General features: G+C 74.6%; 5 protein-coding genes. All 5 read left to right on the forward strand.

Annotation, left to right across the window (positions count from 1 at the left end; all coding sequences use genetic code 11):
* The first annotated feature begins 43 nt into the window (after positions 1 to 43).
* On the forward strand, positions 44 to 5581 hold the full coding sequence (locus tag AB0F88_RS01500) for an SDR family NAD(P)-dependent oxidoreductase (RefSeq protein ID WP_362676167.1): 5538 nt from the start codon (positions 44 to 46) through the stop codon (positions 5579 to 5581).
* Positions 5578 to 5787: an MbtH family NRPS accessory protein gene (locus AB0F88_RS01505; RefSeq protein WP_362676169.1), complete on the forward strand. Its 210-nt coding sequence runs from the start codon at positions 5578 to 5580 to the stop codon at positions 5785 to 5787. The genes AB0F88_RS01500 and AB0F88_RS01505 overlap by 4 nt, the downstream gene beginning before the upstream one ends.
* Positions 5784 to 9047, forward strand: coding sequence for an amino acid adenylation domain-containing protein (locus AB0F88_RS01510; RefSeq protein WP_362676171.1), 3264 nt, complete (start codon positions 5784 to 5786; stop codon positions 9045 to 9047). The genes AB0F88_RS01505 and AB0F88_RS01510 overlap by 4 nt, the downstream gene beginning before the upstream one ends.
* 120 nt (positions 9048 to 9167) lie before the next feature.
* Positions 9168 to 15992 (forward strand): amino acid adenylation domain-containing protein, encoded by a 6825-nt coding sequence (locus AB0F88_RS01515; protein ID WP_362676173.1) that lies wholly within the window; start codon positions 9168 to 9170, stop codon positions 15990 to 15992.
* Positions 15989 to 19969: an AMP-binding protein gene (locus AB0F88_RS01520; protein WP_362676175.1), complete on the forward strand. Its 3981-nt coding sequence runs from the start codon at positions 15989 to 15991 to the stop codon at positions 19967 to 19969. Before AB0F88_RS01515 ends, AB0F88_RS01520 begins: the two co-directional genes overlap by 4 nt.
* Positions 19970 to 20006 lie beyond the last annotated feature (37 nt).

The raw sequence follows: 20006 nt of genomic DNA on the forward strand, positions 1-20006 counted from the left end.
ACCGGCGCCGACCGCGCCAGGCATGGAAGAAAGGGACCCCCGCATGGCCGAGGAGCCCACCGTCGAACCGATCGCGATCATCGGCCTCTCGTGCCGGGTGCCGGGAGCCGGGGACGCCAGGCAGTTCTGGCGCAACCTCGCCGACGGAGTCGAGTCGCTGACGCACTTCACCCGTGAGGAACAGCGGGCGCTCGGCGTGCCCGACCACGTCCTCGACGACCCGGACTTCGTACCGGCCGCGATGATGCTCGACGACCACCAGGGGTTCGACGCCGCGTTCTTCGGCATGTCGATCAGGGAGGCGGAGATCCGGGACCCGCAGCACCGGCTCTTCCTCGAACTGTCGCACACGGCCCTGGAGGACGCGGGGTACGACCCGTTCAGGTATCCGGGCGAGATCGGCGTCTACGCCGGTTCCGGCGGGGACTTCTACCAGTGGATCAACATCAGGAGCAACGCGCAGGCCCACGCGAACGCGGGCTGGCTCGCCGTCATGGTCGGCAACCACGTCGACTACTGCGCCACGCTGTCGTCGTACAAGCTGGACCTGCGCGGCCCGAGCTACACCCTGCACACCGCGTGCTCGACCTCGCTGGTCGCGATCCACGTCGCCGCCGAGGCCCTGCGCAACGGCGAGTGCGACATGGCCCTGGCGGGCAGCGCGATGCTCGACCTGCCTCAGGGTCAGGGCTACGTGTACGACGAGGACGGCATCGTCTCCCCCGACGGCCACTGCCGGGCCTTCGACGCCAAGGCGGCCGGAACGATCTGGGGCAGCGGCGGCGGCGTGATCGTGCTGAAGCGGCTGTCGGAGGCGATCGAGGACGGCGACAACGTCCGGGCGGTCATCCTGGGCAACGCGATCAACAACGACGGCGCGAGCAAGGTCGGGTTCTCCGCGCCCAGCATGGACGGCCAGGCCGCGGTGATCGCCCAGGCTCTCGGGGTGGGCGGGGTCGACCCGCGCACCGTCACCTACGTCGAGGCGCACGGCACGGGCACCGCGCTGGGCGACCCGATCGAGGTCGCGGCGCTGAGCAGCGTGTTCGGCCAGGACACCGACGACACCCAGTGGTGCGGCATCGGCTCGGTCAAGAGCAACATCGGCCACCTGGGCCAGTCGGCGGGCATCGCCAGCATCATCAAGGCGGTGCTGGCCCTGGAGAACGGGCTGATCCCGCCGACGCTGCACTACGAGAGCCCCAACCCGAAGATCGACTTCGTGCGGAGCCCGTTCTACGTGACGGGGGCGCCGACCAAGTGGGAGCGCAACGGCTTCCCCCGGCGGGCGGGCGTCAGCTCGTTCGGCATCGGCGGCACCAACGCGCACATCGTGCTGGAGGAGGCGCCGGTGCCCTCCCGCCAGGAGCGCGAGGGGCGCGAGCCCCGCCCGGCGCACCTGCTGCGGCTGTCGGGCAGGACCGACACCGCGCTGGCCGCCGCCGCCGAGCGCCTGGCCGCGCACCTGGAGGCCCACCCCGACGCCGACCTGGCCGACGTCGCCCACACCCTTCGGGTGGGGCGCAGGGAGCTGTCGCGCAGGAGCGCGGTGGTGGCCTCCGACGTCGCCGACGCGGTCGCCGCGCTCCGCGACCCCAAGCGCACGGTCTCCGGTGCCGCCTCGCGGCGCACCCCGCGCCCGGCGTTCCTGTTCTCCGGGCAGGGCTCGCAGTACGCGGGCATGGGCGCCGAGCTGTACCGCACCGAGGAGGTCTTCAGGGACGCGGTCGACGAGTGCGCCGAGATCCTGCGGCCGGTGCTGGGCGAGGACCTGCGCGAGCTGATCTTCGCCACCGGCGAGGAGGCCGGCGAGCGGCTGCGGCAGACGGCGCTGACCCAGCCCGCCCTGTTCACCGTGGAGTACGCCCTGGCCGCGCTCTGGCGCTCGCTGGGCGTCGAGCCCGCCGGGATGATCGGCCACAGCATCGGCGAGTACGTCGCGGCGACCGTGGCCGGGGTCTTCAGCCTGCCGGACGCGCTGCGGCTGGTGGCCGCCAGGGGCCGCCTGGTGCAGGGCATGCCCGCCGGGGCGATGCTCGCCGTGCAGCTCGCGCCGGACGAGATCGGGCCGCTGCTGCCCGACGACGTGTCGGTGGCGACCGTCAACGGACCCGGCACGTGCGTGGTGGCCGGCCCCCCGGCCTCGATCGCCGAGCTGTCGGCCCTGCTGGAGGAGGAGGGCGTCGGCAGGATGGAGCTGCGCACCTCGCACGCCTTCCACTCCTCGATGATGGACCCGATCCTGGGCGAGTTCCACGCGCTGGTCGCCGGGGTCGAGCGGTCGGCGCCGAGCCTGCCGTTTCTGTCGAACGTGACCGGCACCTGGATCACCGCGGACGAGGCGACGGACCCGTCGTACTGGGCCCGGCACATGCGCGAGCCGGTGCTGTTCGGCGACTGCGTGGCGGCCCTGCTCGCCGACGGCGACTGGATCATGATCGAGTGCGGCCCCGGCAAGCAGCTCGCCGGGCTGGCCAGGGCGCAGACGCCGCCGGGCGCGGTCGCGCCGCTGTCCTCCCTGCCCGGCCCCAAGGACGCCGGTGGCGGCACCGGAGACACTGCCGTGTTCTCGGCGGCGTACGGCACCCTGTGGGTGAACGGCGTCGCGCTGGAGGCGTTCGGCGAGGAGGGCAACCGGGTCTCGCTGCCGACCTACCCGTGGGAGCGCCAGCGCGCCTGGATCGACCCCGACCCGCAGGGCGCGTTCGTCGGCGGCGTGGCCAACCCCGCGCCGGTCGAGGACGACCTGCCGCTGGACCGCTGGTTCAGCGTGCCGGTGTGGCGGCAGGTCCCGCCGGGACCGGCGCCGCTGTCGCCGCTCACCCGGGCCCTGGTGTTCGCCGACGACGGCTCGGCCGGGCTGGTGGACGCGCTGCGCGCGACGGGGACCGAGGTGATCGAGGTGCGGCCCGGCGACGGGTTCTCCTCGGAGAACCCGGAAGGCGTTCACACCGTGCGCCCCGCCGAGCGCGCCGACTACGACGCGTTGCTGGCGGCCGTGGGCGAGGTGCCGGGACGGGTGGTCCACGCGTGGACCGTCGGCGGTGAGCCCGCCGCCGGGACCGAGGGCACCTGGAAGGCCCAGGACCGCGGCTTCTTCAGCGTGCTGGCCCTGGTGCAGGCGCTGACCGCGGCGCAGCCCGCCGACGGGGTGGAGCTGACGCTGCTCACCTCGGGGGCCCAGGACGTCACCGGCGGCGACCTGCGCCGCCCCGAGCACGCGACCCTCGCCGGGTTCCCCCGGGTGGTGCCGCTGGAGACCCCGTGGCTGCGGGTGCGCCACGTCGACGTCGAGGGACGCGACTGGGCCAGGCACGCCGCCGCGGAGCTGGGCAGGAGGCCCGAGCCGGACGAGGCCGGGCTGCTGCCCACCGTGAGCATCAGGGGCGGCCGCCGCTGGCTGCAGCACTACGAGCAGCTGGAGGTGCCCGCGGCTTCCTCGGAGACGGCCGAGGCGATCGGGGCGGGTCCCCGCGACGGGCAGGTCTACCTGATCACCGGCGGCCTGGGCGGCATCGGCATCTCGCTCGCCGAGGACCTCGCCGCGCGGGCCCGGGTACGGCTCGTCCTGCTGTCCAGGGCCGGGCTGCCCGACCGGGCGGAGTGGGACGCGCACGAGGCCGGCCGCGCGGGCCGGGCGATCGCGGCGATCCGCAGGATGGAGGAGGCCGGGGCCGAGGTCCTGGTGCTCGCCGCCGACGTCACCTCCCCCGCCGACATGCGCAGGGTGCGGGAGGAGACGATCGCCGGGTTCGGCCGGGTGGACGTGATCGTGCACGCCGCGGGACTGCCCGGCGGCGGCATGGCCGAGATCAAGGAGCGGTCCGCCGCCGAGCAGGTGCTGGCGCCCAAGGTGGTCGGCACGCTCGCGCTGCGCGAGGCCTTCGGCGACCTCGACCTGGAGGCCGTCGTGCTCTGCTCGTCGATCACCGCGGTCGCGGGCGGCTTCGGCCAGGTCGACTACTGCGCGGCCAACAACTTCCTCGACGCGCACGCCAGGGGCGAGCACGGCTGGGGCTCGGCCACGGTCGTCTCCGCCAACTGGGGCAAGTGGCTGGAGGTCGGCATGGCGGCCGAGGTCGCCGCGCCCGCCGGGTTCGTGGCGCTGCAGCGCGGCGACCGGATCAGGGCCGTCGACCACCCGGTGATCTCCGCCTGGCACGAGGCCGACGGCGAGGAGCTCGGCTGGGCCGGGGGCAGCCTCTCCCCCGAGACCCACTGGGCGCTCGGCGGGCACCGCATCTCCGGGGTGCCGGTGCTGCCGGGCACCGGCCACCTGGAGCTGGCCCGCTGCGCCAGCGAGGTGGTGCTGCCCGGCCCCGGCGCCGTCGAGCTGCGCGACGTGGTGTTCGTCGAGCCGCTGTCGGTGGCCGACGGGTCCTCCGCGGAGGTGCGGGTGACGTTCAGCACCGAGGCCGACGGCGCGGACTTCCAGGTGCGCAGCGTCATCGGCGGTGAGCAGCGCACCCACGCGCGCGGCACCGCGGCCAGGGTCGACGCCGGGACGACCGGGCACGCCGACGTGGCGGCGATCATCGAACGCTGCACCCCCGCGTCCGACGACCAGGGCGGCGTGCCGCTGTCCGGGCTGCTCACGCTCGGCCCCCACTGGGGCCACATGAGCAAGTGGTACATCGGCCAGAACGAGGCCCTGGGCCTGTTCGAGCTGCCGGAGGAGCTGTCGGAGGACCTGGGCGGCTGGGGCCTGCACCCGGCACTGCTGGACAGCGCCACCTCCTTCACCTGGATCGACGTCGTCGGCCACTACCTGCCGCTCGGCTACGGCCGCATCACCGTCAGGGACCGGCTGCCCGGCAGGTTCTGGAGCCACATGCGCTTCCGCGACAGCGGCACCGACGAGGTGCTGGCGGTCGACGTGACGCTCATCGACTCCGACGGCGTGATCGTCACCGAGATCTCCGACTACGTGCTGCGCCGCATCAACACCGACGCCGTGGTGGCCGGGGTGACGGCCGACGCCGGAGCCCAGCGGGCGGGCACGGTCGCCGTCCCCGACCAGGGCGGCCAGGTCGCGACGACCGCCGGGGGCCCCGACGCGGTCGGCATCCGCCCCGCCGAGGGCGCCGAGGCGTTCCACCGGCTGCTGGCCACCCCTCTCGGCGCGCAGGTGGTGATCGCCGCGACCCCGGTGGCCGCCTACCTGGCCGGTGTCGGGTCGGTCACCCAGGAAACGGTCGAGACGGAGCTGGACCCGGCCGCCGTGTCGGACCGCCCCCGTCCCGGCGGCGCGGCGGCCGACGACTACGTGGCGCCGCGCGGCGACGTCGAGACCGCCATCGCCCGGCTGTGGAGCGAGGTGCTCGGCGGCGAGCGCATCGGCGTCGACGACGACTTCTTCGAGCTCGGCGGCAACTCGCTGATCGCCGTGCAGCTCATCGCCCTGATCCGCAAGGAGCTGGGCGTGCGGCTGCCGATGCGCAGCCTCTTCGAGGAGCCCACGGTGGCCGGCGTCACCGCGCTGATCGAGCAGGCGCGCGCCGCCACCCCGGCGGCGGAGGCCGCCCCGGCCGCCGGCCAGACCATGATCCCCCGTCTCCCCCGCAGGAGTGAGCAGCAGTGAGCGAACCCCTTCCCGACACCAAGGTCGTCCTCAACGACGAGGAGCAGTACTCCATCTGGCCCTCGGGTCGCGACAACCCGGACGGCTGGCACGACGCGGGCTTCACCGGCACCAAGGACGAGTGCCTGGCCCACATCGAGCAGGTCTGGACCGACATGCGTCCGCGCAGCCTGCGCGAGGCGATGAAAGCGGGAGACGCGGGATGACAGAACAGGTGGTGGACGTCTTCCCGTCCTCCTCCGGGCAGGAGCGGATGTGGTTCCTCGCCCGCTTCGAACCCGAGCTCGCCGTCTACAACATCGGCATGCTCATGCCGATGAGCGCCCGCCAGCCGGTCGACCCGCGCCGGCTGGAGGCCGCCGTCGCCCACGTGGTACGCCGCCACGAGGTGCTGCGCACCGTCTTCGAGTTCAGGGACGGCCAGGTGGTGCAGATCGTCAGCGGCGCCGTCCCCCCGGTGCGGCTCACCGAGACCGACCTCACCCACCTGCCCGCCGGCGAGCGTGAGGCCGAACTCGCCAGGCTGGCCAAGTCGGACGCGGTCACGCCGTTCGTGCTGGACCAGGCGCCGCTGTGGCGGCTGCGGCAGGTGCGGATGGGCGAGAACGACCTGCGGCTGATCTGCGTGTTCGACCACACCGTGTTCGACGGCGTCTCCAGCCACGTCTTCGTCAACGAGCTGGAGGAGTGCTACGACGCCATCGGCGAGGGGCGCGAGCCCAAGCTGGCGGAGCTGCCCATCCAGTTCGCCGACTTCGCCGTCTGGCAGCGGAACCGGCTGACCGGGGACTTCGTCGAGGAGGAGCTGGCGCACTGGCGGGAGCGGCTGGCCGGGATCCCGGCCGACCTCGCCCTGCCCGCCGACCGGCCGCGCCCGCGCAGCCGCTCCTACCGGGGCGAGATGCAGCTGGGCGCGTTCTCCCCGGAGGTGTCGGCCGGGATCGAGCGCCTGGCCAAGGACCTGAACTCGACGCTGTTCACGGTCATGCTCACCGCGTTCGCGACCGTGCTGGCCCGCTGGTCGGGGCAGTACGACGTGGTGGTGGGCACCCCCATCGCGGGGCGGCTGCTGCCCGAGACCGAACCCGTCATCGGCATGTTCGTCAACGCCGTGGCGCTGCGTGCCGACCTGACCGGCGACCCGACGTTCGCCGAGGCGGCCGGGCGGGTGCGCACCACGGTCGCCGAGGCCCTGGACCACCAGGAGCTGCCGTTCGAGCGGCTGGTGGAGGCTCTGCAGCCGACCAGGGACCTGAGCGTGCCGCCGATCTACCAGGTGATGTTCAACCTGGCCGCCGACACCAACGAGGGCCAGATCGCCAACGGCACCGCCAAGGTGGACCTGCAGCTGGACCTCAACATGCGCGAGGGGCGGCTGCACACCCGCCTGGAGTACAGCACCGACCTGTTCGACCGGTCCACGATCGAGCGGTTCGGCGCCTGCCTGGAGACGCTGGTCGAGGCCGCGGTCGCCGCCCCGGGGACGCCGATCTCCCGGCTGCCGCTGCTGACCCCCGCCCAGCGGGACCACGTCGTCGCGCTCGGCGCCGGCGAGGACCCCGGGCGCGTCGTGGACGTCCTGACGGGCGCGCGGGACTCCGGGACCTCTGTGGCCTCCGTGGCCGGTACGACGCCGACCTCGCTGACCTCGCTCATCGAGGCCCAGGTGGCCAGGACGCCGGACGCGCCGGCCGTGGTCACCGGTGACGCCACGCTGACGTACGCGGAACTGGACGGGCGCGCCACCGAGCTGGCCCGCTGGCTGCGCGGGATCGGGGTGCGGCGGGGCAGCCCGGTGGCGGTGTGCGCCGAGCGCTCGGCCGAGCTGGTCGTCGGCCTGCTCGCGGTGCTCAAGGCGGGCGGGGCGTACGTCCCCCTCGACCCGGAGTACCCGCCGTCGCGGCTGGCGTTCATGCTGGCCGACAGCGGGGCCCGGGTGATGCTGACCCAGCGTCACCTGCGCGACCTGCTTCCCGAGGGCGCCGTCAAACCGGTGCTGCTGGACGCGCCCGACACCTGGGGACCGCAGCCCCCGGGAACGCCGCTCCCGGCGACCGGCCCGGACGACGCAGCGTACGTGATCTACACCTCGGGTTCGACCGGGCGCCCCAAGGGGGTCGTCAACACCCACCGGGGCATCGTCAACCGGCTCGCCTGGATGCAGGACCGGTTCGGCCTCACCCCGGCCGAGGCGGTCCTGCAGAAGACCCCGACGAGCTTCGACGTGTCGGTCTGGGAGTTCTTCTGGCCGCTGGTCACCGGGGCGTCCCTGGTGCCGGTCCGGCCGGGCGGGCACCGCGACCCCAACCACCAGCGCGACCTGATCAAGGCGCACTCGGTGAGCACCGCGCACTTCGTCCCCTCGATGCTGGCCCTGTTCCTGGAGGAGACCGGCATCGAGTCGTGCCGCTCGCTGAAGCGGGTGATCTGCAGCGGCGAGGAGCTGCCGCCGCGCCTGGCCGCCCGCTTCTTCGAGCGGCTGCCCGGGGTGGAGCTGCACAACCTGTACGGGCCGACGGAGGCGGCGGTCGACGTGACCGCCTGGCGGGTGGAGCCCGAGGGGGTGGACGCGCTGCACACGCTGCCCATCGGCCCGCCGATGCCGGGCAACCGCCTGCACGTGCTGGACGACCTGCTCCGGCCGCTGCCGGTCGGCGTGCCCGGGCACCTGCACATCGGCGGGGTCCAGGTGGCGCGCGGCTACGCGGGCCGTCCCGGCCTGACGGCCGAGCGGTTCGTGCCCGACCCGTACGGGCCGCCCGGCTCGCGGCTGTACGCGACCGGCGACCTGGCCAGGGTCCGCGCCGACGGGGACATCGAGTTCCTGGGGCGGCTGGACGACCAGGTGAAGGTGCACGGCTGGCGGGTCGAGCTCGGCGAGATCGAGGCCGTGATCGCCGAGCATCCCAAGGTGCGCCGGGCGGTCGTGGCGCTGCGCGACGACGCCCCCGGCGGGCGCGGGCTGGTCGGCTACGTCGACTGGTCGGGAGACGCCTCGGCGCTCACCGCGGAGCTGCGCAGGACGCTCGCCAAGAAGCTGCCCGCCGCGCTCATCCCGCAGGCGTTCGTCGGGATCGACCACATCCCGCTCGGCCCCAGCGGCAAGCTCGACCGGGGCGCGCTGCCCGCGCCGACCGGTTCGGGCCGGGCCGACCTCGGCACGCCGTACACGGAGCCGCGCACCCCGCTGGAGACCGAGCTGTGCGCGCTGTGGAGCGAGTTGCTCGGCCGCGAGCGCATCGGCGTCGAGGACGACTTCTTCCAGCTCGGCGGCCACTCGCTGCTGGCGGTGCTGCTGGTCACCCGCTACCGGGAGACGTACGGCGTGGAGATGCCGCTGCGGCGGTGCTTCGAGATCACCACGGTGACCGAGCACGCCCTCGCCGTGCTGGAGCTGCAGCTCGGGGACGACGACGAGGAGCTGGCGGCGCTGCTCGCCGCGCTGGAGGACCCCGCGGATGAGTGATCTGAGGGCGAAAGAGGAACGGGCGGCTCTGCTCGCCGCGCTGGAGGACCCTGCGGATGAGTGACTTGAGGGCGAAAGAGGAACGGGCGGCTCTGCTCGCCGCGCTGGAGGACCCCGCGGATGAGTGACTTGAGGGCTAAGCTGGCGCGGCTCAGCCCGGAACAGCGGGCCGCGCTGGAGGAGAGGCTGCGGCGGCAACCGCCGCCGCGGCGGCCGTCGGGCATCCCCCGGCGCGCGGACGGCGGGGGGCCGCCTCCCCTGTCGTTCGGCCAGGAGCGCCTGTGGTTCCTGCAGCAGCTGGACCCCTCCGACGCCTCGTACAACATGTTTATGGTGCAGCGGCTGCGCGGGCACGTCTCGATCGGGGCGCTCCGGTACGCGCTCGGCCGGCTGGTGGAGCGGCACGAGACCCTGCGCGCCCGCTTCACCTCGCACGAGGGCAGCCCGGTGCAGGAGATCGGGCCGCCCCTGCCGGTCGAGCCCGACCTGATCGACCTCACCCGGCTGCCCGCCACCGAGCGGGAGGCCCGCGCGACCGAGCTGGTCGCCGACCTCACCAACCGCCCGTTCGACCTGGCGGCCGGGCCGCTGCTGCGGGTCCACCTGATCACCATGTCGGAGACCGACCACGTGCTGTGCGTGGTGCTGCACCACATCGTGGCCGACGGCTGGTCGCTGAAGATCCTGCTGGGCGAGCTCGCCGCCTGCTACGGCGCGCACCTGGAGGGGCGCGAGGCGGACCTGCCGGCGCCGGTGCTGGAGTACGCCGACTACGCGGCCTGGCAGCGCGGGCTGCTGGACGAGGAGCGGGTGCGCCGCCAGCTCGACTACTGGAGCGGGCAGCTGGCCGGGGTGCCCGCGCTGGACGTCCCCGCCGACCGGCCCAGGCCGCCGGTGAAGTCGTCCAACGGCGACTACGCGGCGCGGCGGATCGGGCGGGAGCTGACCGCCCGGCTGGACCGGCTGGCCAGGGACGAGCGGTGCACCCAGTTCATGGTGCTGCTCGCCGCCTTCCAGACGCTGCTCGGCGCCCACTCCGGGCAGGACGACGTGTGCGTGGGGTCGGTGATCGCCGGGCGGGAACGCCCCGAGCTGGAGCAGATCGTCGGGTTCTTCCCCAACACGCTCGCGCTCCGCGGCGACCTGTCGGGCGACCCCGGCTTCAGGGAGCTGCTGGGCCGCGTCCGGGCGACGGTGCTCGACGCCTTCGCCCACCAGGACATCCCGTTCGAGCGGCTGCTCAACGAGCTGCGCGTCGAGCGCGACCTGAGCACCACGCCGCTGTTCCAGGCGATGTTCGTGATGCAGGACAAGGAGGCGTCCGAGCTGGTCATGCCCGGCATCGAGACCGACGTGTTCGATCCGGGAGCGCGGCAGGCCAAGTTCGACCTGATGCTCGACGTGACGCCCCGCTCGGACTCGCTGTACGCGCTGCTGTCCTACAACGCCGACCTGTTCGAACCGGACACGGTGGCCAGGATGCTGCGCAGGTACGAGCGCGTGCTGGAGGCCGTCGCCGACGACCCCGACATCCCGCTGTCCCGGCTGCGGGCCGCGATGCTGCTCCCCGAGGACCGCCTGCCCGCCGTCACCGCGTCCCTGTCCACCGCGCTGCCCGTACCCCTCGATCCCGCCGATCCCACCGGTCCCGCCGGGGTGGTCGAGCTGTTCGAGGAGCGGGTGCGGCTGGCGCCGGACGCGGTCGCGGTCAGCCACGGCGACCGGCGGCTGAGCTACGCCGAGCTGCGCGAGCGCGCCGCGCGGCTGGCGGCGCGGCTGGCCGCCGGGGGGGCCGGCCCCGAGACCGTGGTCGCGGTGTGCGCCCGGCGCGGTCCCGAGCTGGTCGTGGCGCTGCTGGCGACGGCCATGGCGGGAGGCGCCTACCTCCCGCTCGACCCCGCCTACCCGGCCGAGCGCCTGCGCTGGATGCTGCGCGACAGCGGGGCCGCGCTGCTGCTGTCCCAGGACGGCACGCCGGAGTGCGACCTGCCGACGATCCCGCTCGACGGCGTCGCGGACGGCTCCGCCACCGGAAACGGTCAGGGCGCCGGAGACGGCTCACCGTCCGGCGCCCGCACCGACGGGCCGGACGAGCAAGGCGCCCGGACGCCCGCCGGGGACGGCCGGGCGACGAGGCCCGGCGGGCCGGGGAACCTGGCGTACGTGATCTACACCTCCGGTTCGACCGGCACCCCCAAGGGAGTGCAGGTCGAGCGGCGGGCGCTGGACGCGCGGGTGGCGTGGATGCGCGCCGAGTACGGCATCCGGCCGGACGACCGGGTGCTCCAGTTCGCCTCCGTGGGCTTCGACACGCACGCCGAGGAGATCTACCCGGCGCTCACCTCGGGGGCCGAGCTGGTGCTCGCCCCCGACGAGCCGCTTCCCGACTTCCTGCGGACCCCGCGGGGCGCGTCGCTGACGGTGATGGACCTGCCCACCTCCTACTGGCAGGAGCTGGTCGCCGCCCGTACCTCCTGGCCGCCCGCGCTGCGCCTGCTGATCCTGGGCGCCGACCCGCTGCCGGGACCGGCGCTCGCCGCCTGGTACGAGGCGCACGGCGAGCGCGTCACCCTGGTCAACAGCTACGGGCCGACCGAGACGACGATCATCGCCACCGCCGGGGAGCTCGACCCCGCCGAGGCGTCCAGGCGTCCGACCGTGGGTCACCCGCTGTCCGCCACCCGCGTCCACGTGCTGGACGAGCACGGCGCCCGGGTGCCCGCCGGCGCGCCCGGCGAGCTGTGCGTCGGCGGCGACGGGCTCGCTCGCGGCTACCTGGGCTCGCCCGCCCTGACGGCGGAACGCTTCGTGCCCGACCCGTACGGCCCGGCCGGTTCGCGCCTGTACCGTACCGGCGACCGGGCCAGGTTCCGGCTCGACGGGCGCCTGGAGATCCTCGGCCGCCTCGACCGCCAGGTGAAGATCCGGGGCTACCGCGTGGAACCCGGCGAGATCGAGGCCCGCCTGCTGGCCCATCCGTGGGTGGGCCGGGCGACCGTGACGGTCAGGGAGGACACCCCCGGCGACCGCCGCCTGGTCGCCTACGTCGTACGGCACGACCGGACCGCCGGCGAGCGGACGGACGGCGGCACCGGGCGGGCGGAAGGTGCCCGCGAACAGGCCGGGCACCGGCCCGGCGACGGGGAGCTGCGGGAGTACCTCGCGGCGGAGCTGCCGCCGCACCTGGTGCCGAGCGCCGTGGTGGAGGTCGCGCGCATCCCGCTCACCCCGAGCGGGAAGGTCGACCAGGGCGCGCTGCCAGCCCCCGAGCACCGCTCGGGCGAGGGGTACCTGCCCCCGGAGACCGCCACGCAGGAGCTGGTGTGCTCGGTGTGGGCCGAGGTCCTGGGAGTGGAGCGGGTGGGGGCACTCGACGACTTCTTCCAGCTCGGCGGCCACTCGCTGCTGGCGACCAGGACGATCGCCAGGCTCTCCGCGGCGACCGGGCTGGACGTGCCGCTGAAGCTGGCCTTCAGCCACCCGTCCGCACGGAGGCTGGCGCAGGCGCTGGACGAGCTGGCGGAGGCCGGGCCCGGCGCGGGTCCCGAGGCGGGGCCCGGACCGGTACGGCGTCCGGAGGGCACGGCGCCACCGCTGTCGTTCGCGCAGGAACGGCTCTGGTTCATGGAGCAGTTCAGCCCGGGGACCGGCGCCTACGTGCTGCCCGCGGCGGCACGGCTGCGCGGGCCGCTGGACCTCGCGGCGCTGGACGCGCGGCTGGACGCCGCCGTGACGCGGCACGAGAGCCTGCGGATGCGCTTCCCCGCCTCCTCGGACGGGAGGCCCGAGGTGCGGGTCGTCCCGGCCGGGGCGCCGGAGGCGCGGATCGCGATCCGCGTCGTCGAGGCGGGTACCGCTTCGGCGGGACCGGTCCCGGCGGCCGGCTCCCGAGCGGCGGAGGCGGAGGCGGAGGCGCGGCGGGTCGTCAGCGCCGACGCGGCACGCCCCTTCGACCTCGGCGACGGCCCGCTGCTCCGGGTGACCCTGGTCAGGCTCGCCCCCGAGGACCACGTGCTGCTGGTCGCCGTCCACCACATCGTGGCCGACGGCTGGTCGGCGGAGCTCCTGCTGGACGAGCTGCTCTCCGGCCGCGACGGCCGCGACGGCCACGACGAGCGCGCCGGCCGGCCGGAGCCGCGCGTCGGGTACGGCGACTACGCGCTCTGGCAGCGCGAGCGCCTGGCCGGACCGCGCCTGGAACGGCACCTGGAGTTCTGGCGGGAGGAGCTGGCCGCGCTGCCCCCGCTCGACCTTCCCCTCGACCGGCCCCGGCCGGCCAGGCAGGGGCACCGGGGCGCCTGGCACGACCTGCGGCTGGACGCCGGGCTCACAGGGGCGCTCGGCGAACTCGCGCGGGAACGCGGCGCGACCCTCTACATGGCGCTGCTGTCCGGGTTCCAGGCCGTGCTCTCCCGCTGGTCGGGACAGCACGACTTCGCGGTGGGCTCGCCGGTCGCCGGACGCGACCTGACGGAGTTCGAGGACGTGGTCGGGTTGTTCGTGAACCTGCTGCCGCTCCGGGCCCGCCTGGCGGGCGATCCCACGTTCGCCGAGCTGCTCGGCCGCACCCGCGACGCGGCCCTGGAGGTCTACGGCCACCAGGAGCTGCCGTTCGAGAAACTGGTCGCCGAACTCGACCTGGCCAGGGACGCCACCCGCCCGCCCGTGGTGCAGGTGCTCTTCGCCCTGCAGAGCTACCTGGGCGGCACGGTCCCGGCGGGACGGCCCGTACCGGTGGCCGGGCCTGTGGCGTCCGCCCTTGGAGAGGGGACCGGGGCCGCGGCGGCGGCCGGGTGGACGACCGGGTCCACGGCCGATCGGGCCGGAGGGCCGGTGGCCGGGCCGTTCGCGCCGGACACCACCTCGACCCGGTTCGACCTGGAGCTGTACGCCTCGGAGACCGGTGACGGCCTCGCTGCGAGGTTCGTCTACGACCGCGACCTGTTCCTGCCGGAGACCGTCGAGCGGCTCGCCGCGTCCTTCGAGACGTTCCTGCGCGCGGCCGTCGCCGCTCCGGGGACCCGCGTGGGCGACCTGGAGATGCTCTCCCCCGGCGAGCGGGACCTGGTGCTGACCGGCTGGAACGACACCGGGACCGCGTACCCGCCCGAGGAGACGCTGCACGGTCTCGTCGAGGCGCAGGCCGCGCGGACCCCCGGCGCCCCGGCCGTGCTCTTCGAGGGCGAGACGCTGACCTACGCCGAGCTGAACGACCGCGCCGACCTGCTCGCCGCGCGGCTGCGCGCCGGTGCGGACACGGGCACGGAGCGGGTGTTCGCCGTGCGGGCGGAGCGCTCGCTCGACCTGCCCGTGCGGCTGCTCGCCGTGCTCAAGGCCGGGGCCGCCTACCTTCCCCTCGACCCGGGGCTGCCCGAGCGCCGTGTCGAGGCCATGCTCGCCGACGCCGGGGCCGTGGAGCTCACCGCCGCCCTCGGCTCCCCGGCGGAGCCGGCGGACGCGGGCCGCCGGACGAGGGATCTGCCCGGCTCGCTCGCGTACGTCATCTTCACCTCGGGGTCCACGGGGCGGCCCAAGGGCGTCGGGGTGCCGCACCGGGCGATCGTCAACCGGCTGCGCTGGATGCAGGAGACGTACGGCCTGGACGCGGGCGACGCCGTGCTCCAGAAGACCCCCGCCGGGTTCGACGTGTCGGTGTGGGAGTTCTTCTGGCCGCTGATCAGCGGGGCCCGCCTGGTGCTCGCCCGCCCCGACGGCCACCGGGACACCGCCTACCTGCGCGACCTCGTCGTCGAGCGGGGAATCACCACGGTGCACTTCGTCCCCTCGATGCTCGCCGCCTTCACCGCGGAGGAACGGATCGAGGAGTGCGGCTCGCTGCGCCGGGTGATCTGCAGCGGCGAGGAGCTGACGGCCGGGGCTGCGGAGCGGCTGACCGGGCGGTTGCCCGGGGTGGAGCTGCACAACCTCTACGGGCCGACCGAGGCCGCGGTCGACGTCTCCTGGCACCGCTACACGCCGGGCGAGAAGGTCGTGCCGATCGGCCGCCCGGTGGCCAACACCCGCCTGTACGTGCTGGACGGGGCGTTGCGCCCGGTACCGGCCGGGACGCCGGGCGAGCTGTTCATCGGCGGGGTCCAGCTGGCCCGCGGCTACCTGGGCCGCCCGGGCCTCACCGCCGAGCGGTTCGTCCCCGACCCCTACGGCCCGCCCGGCTCGCGCCTGTACGCCACCGGGGACCGGGCACGATGGCGGCGCGACGGCGAGATCGAGTACCTCGGCCGTCTCGACTCCCAGGTCAAGATCCGCGGCATGCGCGTCGAACCCGGCGAGATCGAGGCCGTGCTCGGCGGGCACCCGGACCTGAGCGCGGCGGCGGTCGGCGTGTGGCACGACGGCGCCGGAGCCCGGCTGGTCGGGTACGGGGTGCGGCGCGAGGGGGCGCGGGGCACAGCGAACGCAGCGGACATAGCGAACGCTGTGGACGCTGTGGACGTCGATCCCCGCGAGTGGCTCAGGGGCGAGCTGCCCGAGCACATGATCCCCACCGCGTGGGTGACGCTGGAGGCCCTCCCGCTCACCCCCAACGGCAAGCTCGACCGGGCCGCCCTGCCGCCGCCGCCCGGCCGGGGCGACCTCCCCTGGGAGCCGCCGCGCACCGACGCGGAACGCGCCGTCGCCCAGGTGTGGCAGGACGTGCTCGGCCTGGACAAGGTCGGCCGCCACGACGGGTTCTTCGGCGTCGGGGGCGACTCGATCCGCAGCCTCTCGGTGGTGGCCCGGCTGCGGGACCTGGGCTACGGGCTCGACCTGCAGCAGCTGTTCACCCACCAGACCGTGGCCGAACTGGCCTCCGTACTGGACACACCGGACACCGGGCCCGCCGCGACGGCGACCCCGGAGCCGGAGGCCGCGACCGGGGCGACCGAGGCGTTCGGCATGCTCGGCGCCGCGGATCTGGCCAAGCTCAGGAAGGGCGAGCGATGATCGAGGACGCGTACCCGCTGGCCGCGCTGCAGGCGGGGATGCTCTACCACAGCGAGCTCGAACCGGACAGTCCCACCTACCACGACCTGATGACCATCACTCTGCGCGGCGCCCTGGACGTCCCGGCGCTGACCGGGGCGCTGGCCGGGGTCGCGGCCGGGCACCCGGTGCTGCGCACCTCGTTCGACCTGACCGGGTTCAGCGAGCCGCTGCAGCTCGTCCACGACACCGCGACCATCCCGCTGGAGGTCGCCGACCTGCGATCGGACGGGGACGGTCCGGACGGGGACGGCCCCCGGGAGCGGCTGGCCGCGTGGCGGGAGGCCGAGAAGCACACCGGGTTCGACTGGTCGTCGCCGCCTCTGCTGCGGGCGTACGCGCACGTGCTGGACGACGACGAGTTCGCGCTGAGCCTCAGCTTCCACCACGCCGTCCTCGACGGCTGGAGCGTCGCGGCGCTCGTCACCGAGCTGCTGGGCCGCTACGCCGCCCGCGGCTCACGCGAACCGGCCCCGCCCCGGGCCCTGTTCAGGGATCTCGTGGCGGCCGAGCGGGCCGCGGTGGGCTCGGCGGCGGCGCGGGAGTTCTGGCGGGAGCGGGTCGAGGGCGCCCCGGAGAGCCGCCTGCCCCGGCTGCCCGGGTTCCCGTCCGGCGGGCCGCGCGCCGCCGAGGTGGTCGCCGTACCGGTGCCGCACGAGACGGTGGCGGCGCTGGAGCGGCAGAGCCGCGAGCTGCGGGTCCCGCTGCGCACCACCCTGCTGGCCGCGTACGTGACGGCGCTGGGCCTGGTCACCGGCGAGCGGGAGGTCATGACCGGCGTGCTCAGCCACGGCAGGCCGGAGACCGAGGGGGGCGGCGAGGTGCTGGGGCTGTTCCTCAACACGCTGCCGCTGCGGGTCCGCCTCGACGCCGACGACCGGGCCGACCGGGCCGGGCTGGTCAGGCGGGTCTTCGAGGCCGAGGTGGCCGCGGTGCCGTACCGGCGCTACCCGCTGTTCGAGATCCAGCGGATCGCGGGCCGCTCGCCGCTGCTGGACACGCTGTTCGACTTCCGGGACTTCCACGTGTACGGAGGACTGTCCGGTGACGGCGTGGCGATCACCGGGCAGGAGTTCTTCGAGCAGACCGACATGCCGTGCACGGTGGCCTTCGTCCGGGTGCCCGGCGGCGGCCTCACCCTCACGGTCTCCTACGACGCCTCCCAGTTCCCGGCGGAGCAGATGGAGTCCCTGGCCGGGCGGGTGATCGACGCCCTGACCGGCGATCCGGGCGTGGGCGAGGCGGAGAACGACGCGATCGACCGCTGGAACGCCACCGGGCGCGAGCACCCGGGCGGCACGCTGCACGGCCTGGTGTTCGCCCAGGCGGGGCGGACGCCCGATGCTCCGGCCGTGGGTTTCGAGGGCTCGTGGACCACCTACCGCGAGCTGGCCGGCCGGGCCCTGGCGATCGCCGGGGAACTGCGCCGCGCCGGGGTGTCACGCGATCAGCCGGTGGGGGTGCTGCTCGAACGGAGCGCGGACCTGCCCGCCGCGCTGCTGGGCGTCCTCGCCGCAGGGGGCGCCTACCTGCCGCTGGAGCCCGGCCACCCGGCCGGTCGGACGCGGGGCATGCTCGACGACGCGGGCGCCTCGATACTGCTGACCTCCGCCGACCTGGCGGGCGAGGCTCCCGAGGGTACGCGGGTCGTCCTGCTGCCCACCGTCTCGGCGGCTTCCCCGGAGGCTCCCTCCGAGATCTCCTCGCGGGAGGATCCGCCGGACTCTCTCGCGTACGTGATCTTCACGTCGGGGTCGACCGGGAGGCCCAAGGGCGTCGGGGTGTCCCACCGGGCGATCGTGAACCGGCTGCGCTGGATGCAGGCGACGTACGGGCTCACCCCGGCCGACCGGGTCCTGCACAAGACGCCGGTCTCGTTCGACGTGTCGGTGTGGGAGCTGTTCTGGCCGCTGGTCACCGGCGCGGGGCTGGTGGTGGCGAGGCCCGGCGGGCACTACGAGCCCGGCTACCTCACCGAGCTGATCGCCCGCGAGAGGGTCAGCACGGCGCACTTCGTGCCGTCCATGCTGGACCCGTTCCTCGACACTCCCGGCCTGGAGGCCCTGGGCGTCCCGGACGCGGACACCCCGGTCATGGACCGGGTGGACGGGCCGGACGTGAGCGGGCCGGCTGTGAACGGGCCGGACGTGAGCGGGTCGGCTGTGGGCGGGCCGGGCGCGGGCGGGCTGCGCAGGGTGGTGTGCTCGGGCGAGGCGCTCCCCGCCGACCTGGTGCGGCGCTTCGCCGAACGGCTTCCCGGGGTGGAGCTGCACAACCTCTACGGCCCGACCGAGGCCGCGGTCGACGTCTCCTGGCACCGGTGCGACCCCGCCGAGCAGGCGGTGCCGATCGGCCGTCCGGTCGACAACACCCGCCTGGAGGTGCTCGACGAGCGGTTCGGCCGGGCGCCCGTGGGCACCCCGGGGCAGCTGTTCATCGGCGGGGTCCAGCTGGCCCGCGGCTACCTGGGCCGGCCGGGCCTCACCGCCGAGCGCTTCGTCCCCGACCCCTACGGCCCGCCGGGCTCCCGCCTGTACGCCACCGGGGACCGGGCCCGATGGCGGCCCGACGGCGAGCTCGAATACCTCGGCCGCCTCGACACCCAGGTCAAGATCCGCGGCATGCGCGTCGAACCCGGCGAGATCGAGGCCGCGCTGCTCTCCGAGCCCGAGGTCCGCGCGGCGGCCGTCGTCGTCGACGGCGACCGCCTGATCGGCTACGTGGTGACCGGCGAGGCGGGGCCGGCGGTCGACTGGCGGGCCAGGCTGCGGGCCACGCTGCCCGACCACATGATCCCGTCGGCCTGGATGACGCTGGAGGAGCTCCCCCTCACCTCCAACGGCAAGCTGGACAGGAAGGCCCTGCCCGCGCCGGACCCGGCGGCGGGCGCGGACGGATTCCGGGTGCCGCCGAGGGACCCGGTCGAGGGGCGGGTCGCGGCGATCTGGGAGGAGCTGTTCGACGTCCCCATGGTCGGGGTGTTCGACGACTTCTTCGACCTGGGCGGGCACTCGCTGCTGGCGCTCCGGCTGGCCGTGCGGATCAGGCAGGAGTTCGGCAGGGAACTGCCCGTGGCGACCGTGCTGGCCTCGCCGACCGTGGCGGGCCTGGCGGACGTGCTGCGCCGCCCGGAGGACCTGGGCGAGCAGCGGGTGGTGACGCTCAACGCGGACGGCGACCGCGTCCCGATCGTCCTGGTGCACGCCCTGGGCGGGCAGGTCTTCCGCTACCACCCGATGGCCCGCAGGCTCGGCCCCGACCAGCCCGTCTACGCGATCGCGGCCAGCGGCCTGGCACCCGGCGAGGAACCGCACACCACCATGGCCGACATGGTCGAGGACTACGTCGACCGGTTGCGCGCCGTCCGCCCCAGCGGGCCGTACGTGCTGGGCGGGTTCTGCATCGGCGGGAACATCGCGCTGGAGATGGCCAGGCGGCTGCGCGACCTCGGCGAGGAGGTACCGCTGCTGGTGCTGTTCTACTCCGACGCGGACGAGCCGGTGATCACCAGCTCGCTGGAGGACGACGCCTCGCTCATGACCCACGCGCTGGCGGGAGGGCCGCTGGAGACGGACACCGCGGAGTTCGCCCGCCTCGACCCCGAGGAGATGCTGATGGCGGTCATCGCCGCCGCCGGGCGGGAGCGGCGGCTGGCGCCCGACACCGCCGACGTCGAGCAGGCCCGGCGTTTCCTGCGGGTGTTCCGGGCCAACGCCCACGCGGTCGGCCGCTACCGGCACGAGCCGTACGACGGTGACGTGGCGCTGTTCGCCCCCGCCGGTGACCGGCCCGATCTGGGCTGGAGCGGCGTGGTGAAGGGGAACCTCGCGATCGAGGCGATTCCCGGCGAGCGCGTGGTCATCCTGTTCGAACCCCTGGTCGCCGAGGCGGCCGCCAAGCTGAGGAGTTGGATCGACCATGGCGTCACCGGACACTGAGAGCACCCAGAGCGCCGGGAGCGCCGGAGCCCCTGAG

This window comes from Streptosporangium sp. NPDC023963 (assembly GCF_040639135.1).
In the GTDB taxonomy this organism is placed as follows: Bacteria; Actinomycetota; Actinomycetes; order Streptosporangiales; family Streptosporangiaceae; genus Streptosporangium.

Bases quoted from the DNA above. Each gene is read 5' to 3' on its own strand.
- AB0F88_RS01500 (WP_362676167.1), top strand. From the start codon at position 44: ATGGCCGAGGAGCCCACCGTCGAACCGATCGCGATCATCGGCCTCTCG.
- AB0F88_RS01520 (WP_362676175.1), top strand. From the start codon at position 15,989: ATGATCGAGGACGCGTACCCGCTGGCCGCGCTGCAGGCGGGGATGCTC.
- AB0F88_RS01510 (WP_362676171.1), top strand. From the start codon at position 5,784: ATGACAGAACAGGTGGTGGACGTCTTCCCGTCCTCCTCCGGGCAGGAG.
- AB0F88_RS01515 (WP_362676173.1), top strand. From the start codon at position 9,168: ATGAGTGACTTGAGGGCTAAGCTGGCGCGGCTCAGCCCGGAACAGCGG.